Here is a 3,550-nt window from a genome sequence, read left to right as displayed (position 1 = left end):
GGGCCGCACCGCCGGTCCGCGGTTCCGAAAGCGCTTTCCGGGGCGTGTCACCGGACGGGGACCGGTCGCGGTGGTGCACTGTCGGTGTCGTGACGACATCTGTGCGGCTCGAACCGCCGGCGCCCGCCCGGGGGATGGTGCGGATCCCCGGGGGTTCCTTCCTGATGGGCTCCGAGGACTTCTACCCGGAGGAGCGCCCGGTCCACCGGGTGTCGGTGGACGGGTTCTGGATGGACGAGCACCCGGTGACCGTGGCGGCCTTCCGCCGGTTCGTGAAGGCGACGGGCTACGTGACGGTGGCCGAGCGGCCGCCGGCGCCCGGCGACTATCCGGGGGCGGACCCGGCCGACCTGGTACCGGGGGCGCTGGTCTTCCGCAGGACGCCCGGTCCGGTGGACCTGGACGACTGGCGCCGCTGGTGGAGCTACGCGCCCGGCGCGTCCTGGCGCCGCCCGTACGGCGGGGGCAGCACCTCGGACGGCCGGGAGCGGCATCCGGTCACCCAGGTCTCCTTCGAGGACGCCGCCGCGTACGCGGCCTGGGCGGGCAAGGACCTGCCGACCGAGGCGGAGTGGGAGTTCGCCGCCCGCGGCGGCCTCGCGGGGGCCGTCTTCCCCTGGGGCGACGACTTCAGCCCGAAGGGCCGCCGGATGGCGAACACCTGGCACGGCCGGTTCCCGTGGGAGTTCGAGCCGGCCGGGAAACTGAACGCCGCACCCGGCACCACCCCGGTCGGCAGCTACCCGCACAACGGGTACGGCCTGTACGACATGGCGGGCAACGTCTGGGAGTGGACGGCGGACCACTACACCGCCCGCCACCCGGATCCCGCGCCCGCCGCCTGCTGCGCGCCCCGCAACCCCCGCGCCCCGCAGCCGGACCCGGCCGTACCGCCGGCGGAGCCCTTCCCCCGGCGGACGGTCAAGGGCGGCTCGCACCTGTGCGCGCCCAACTACTGCCTGCGCTACCGCCCCGCCGCGCGGCAGGGGCAGACCGAGGACACCGCCACCTGCCACCTGGGCTTCCGCTGCGTGGTGCGCTGACCCCGTCCGTTCATCCGGACGGACCACTACCGGTGCGGGTGGTGCGGCGCCTGCCTACGGTCGGGCGCAGGTGTCCCACGCACGGCCGGGCCCGGGGCGGGTCTCCCGGTGCGCCGGCCGGCCGCCGCCCAGGAGCGGCCGCGGCAGTGCGTCCAGTGGGCCTACCGGAGAGGACCGGCGTGAAGCGCTTCAAGGGGAAGATCGCACTCGACATCCGCGACTCGGAACCGGACTGGGAGCCGTACCTGGCGCCGAAGGCGCCCGAGGGGGCTCCGAACGTCCTGGTGATCGCCTGGGACGACATCGGCTACGCCACCATGGACTGCTTCGGCGGACCGGTGCGGACGCCGACGATGACCCGGATCGCCGACCTGGGCGTGAAGTACACCAACTTCCACACCACCGCCCTGTGTTCACCGAGCCGGGCGTCGCTGCTGACCGGCCGCAACGCCACCTCGAACGGGATGGCGACGATCGCCGAGTTCAGCGCCGGATTCCCCGGCATCTCCACCCGCATCCCGTTCGAGAACGGCCTGCTCTCCGAGGTCCTGGCCGAGCGCGGCTACAACACCTACTGCCTCGGCAAGTGGCACCTCACCCCCGGTGAGGAGACCAGCATGGCCGCGTACAAGGGGCGCTGGCCCCTGGGCCGCGGCTTCGAGCGCTTCTACGGCTTCCTCGGCGGCGAGTCCAGTGGCTGGTACCCGGACCTGATCCACGACAACCACTCCGTCGAGCCCCCGGCGACCCCGGAGGAGGGCTACCACATCGCCAAGGACCTGTCCGACAAGGCGATCAGCTTCATCCGGGACGCCAAGGCGGTCGACCCGGACAAGCCCTTCTTCATGTACCTCTCCCTCGACGCCGCCCACTCCCCGCACCACGTGGCCCAGGAGTGGGCGGACCGCTACAAGGGCGTCTTCGACGAGGGCTACGAGGCGATCCGGCCCGGGATCCTGCGCCGGCAGAAGGAGCTCGGCATCCTCCCCGAGGACACCGAGCTGTCCCCGATCAACCCGCACGGCGAACCCGGCGCGACCGGCCCCGACGGGCAGCCCTGGCCGGCGCTCGACGTGGTCCGTCCCTGGGACGGCCTCAGCACCGACGAGCAGCGCCTTTTCACCCGGATGGCCGAGGTCTTCGCCGGCTACGTCTCCTACAGCGACGACCAACTCGGCCGGGTGCTCGACTTCCTGGAGTCCGCCGGCGAGCTCGACAACACCATCATCGTCGCCGTCTCCGACAACGGCGCCAGCGGCGAGGGCGGCCCGGACGGCACCTTCAACGAGTGGCGCTTCTTCAACGGCGCGCCCACCCCCACCGAGCTCACCCTGCAGCACATCGACGAACTCGGCAGCCCGGTGTCCTACAACCACTACAACACCGGCTGGGCGTGGGCCTTCGACACCCCGTTCCCGTACTGGAAGCGCTGGGCCGGCTACGAGGGCGGCGTCGCGGACATGTGCCTGGTCGCCTGGCCCGCCGGCATCGCGGCCAGGGGCGAGATCCGCGACCAGTACGTCCACGCCGTCGACGTCGTCCCCACCCTCTACGACCTCCTGGGCATCGAGCCGCCCGAGACCGTCAAGGGCCGCCCGCAGAACCCGATCGAGGGCGAGAGCTTCGCCGCCTCGCTCACCGACCGCGCCGCCCCGGGCAAGCGGACGCAGTTCTACGCGATGCTGGGGCAGCGCTCGATCTACCACGACGGCTGGCTGGCCTGCACCGCGCACCCGCCGCTCAGCGGCTGGGGGAAGTTCGAGCGCGACCGCTGGGAGCTCTACGACCTCGCCCACGACCGCGCCCAGTCCACCGACGTCTCGGCCGAGCACCCGGAGAGGCTCGAAACGCTCAAAGGGCTCTGGTTCTACTACGCGGGCATCTACAACGGGCTCCCCCTGGACGACCGCACCGCGCTCGAACAGACCCTGGCCGAACGCCCGCAGGGCACCCCGCCGCGGGAGCGCTACGTCTACTACCCCGACTGCGCGCCGGTCCCCGAACAGTCCGGCGTCGCCATCGGCGGCCGCTCGTACACCATCACCGCGGGCGTCCGGATCGACTCCCCCGACGCCGAGGGCGTCCTGTACGCCCACGGGGGCGTCGCCGGCGGCCACAGCCTGTACGTCAAGGACCGCCGCCTGCACTACGCGTTCAACTGGCTCGGCACCCGGCTGTGGACCGTCGAAGCCGACCGGGACGTCGAGCCCGGCAGCCACCTGCTCGCCGCCGAGTTCACCATGACCGGCCGCAGCACCGATCCGCAACTGCCGGGCGCGGCAGGCACCCTGACCCTCTATCTCGACGACCAGCAGGTCGGCAGCGGCGACATCGTCACCCAGCCGGGCTTCTTCTGCGTCGTCGGCGACGGCATCTGCGTGGGGCGCGACGGCTCCTCACCCGTCACCTCCGACTACCGGGTGCCGTTCCGCTTCACCGGCGGCACCATCGACCGCGTCGTGGTGGACGTCTCCGGCGAACGGTACGTCGACCACGAGGCCCAGGTC

At 72.4% G+C, this 3,550-nt stretch carries 2 protein-coding genes; both read left to right on the top strand.

What is annotated here, in order from left to right:
* Positions 1-89 precede the first annotated feature (89 nt).
* Positions 90-1,043 carry a formylglycine-generating enzyme family protein gene (locus ACFUEL_RS37010; RefSeq protein ID WP_380242174.1) on the top strand — a complete coding sequence of 318 codons (954 nt, stop codon included), beginning with the start codon at positions 90-92 and terminating at the stop codon, positions 1,041-1,043.
* Between the two features lie 179 nt (positions 1,044-1,222).
* Positions 1,223-3,550, top strand: a 2,328-nt coding sequence (locus tag ACFUEL_RS37005; RefSeq protein WP_380242172.1) for a sulfatase-like hydrolase/transferase, incomplete at its 3' end; no start/stop codon positions are given.

It is taken from the genome of Kitasatospora sp. NPDC057198 (assembly GCF_042670125.1).
In the GTDB taxonomy this organism is placed as follows: domain Bacteria; phylum Actinomycetota; class Actinomycetes; order Streptomycetales; family Streptomycetaceae; genus Kitasatospora.
This window is presented reverse-complemented; position numbering and strand designations above follow the sequence as displayed.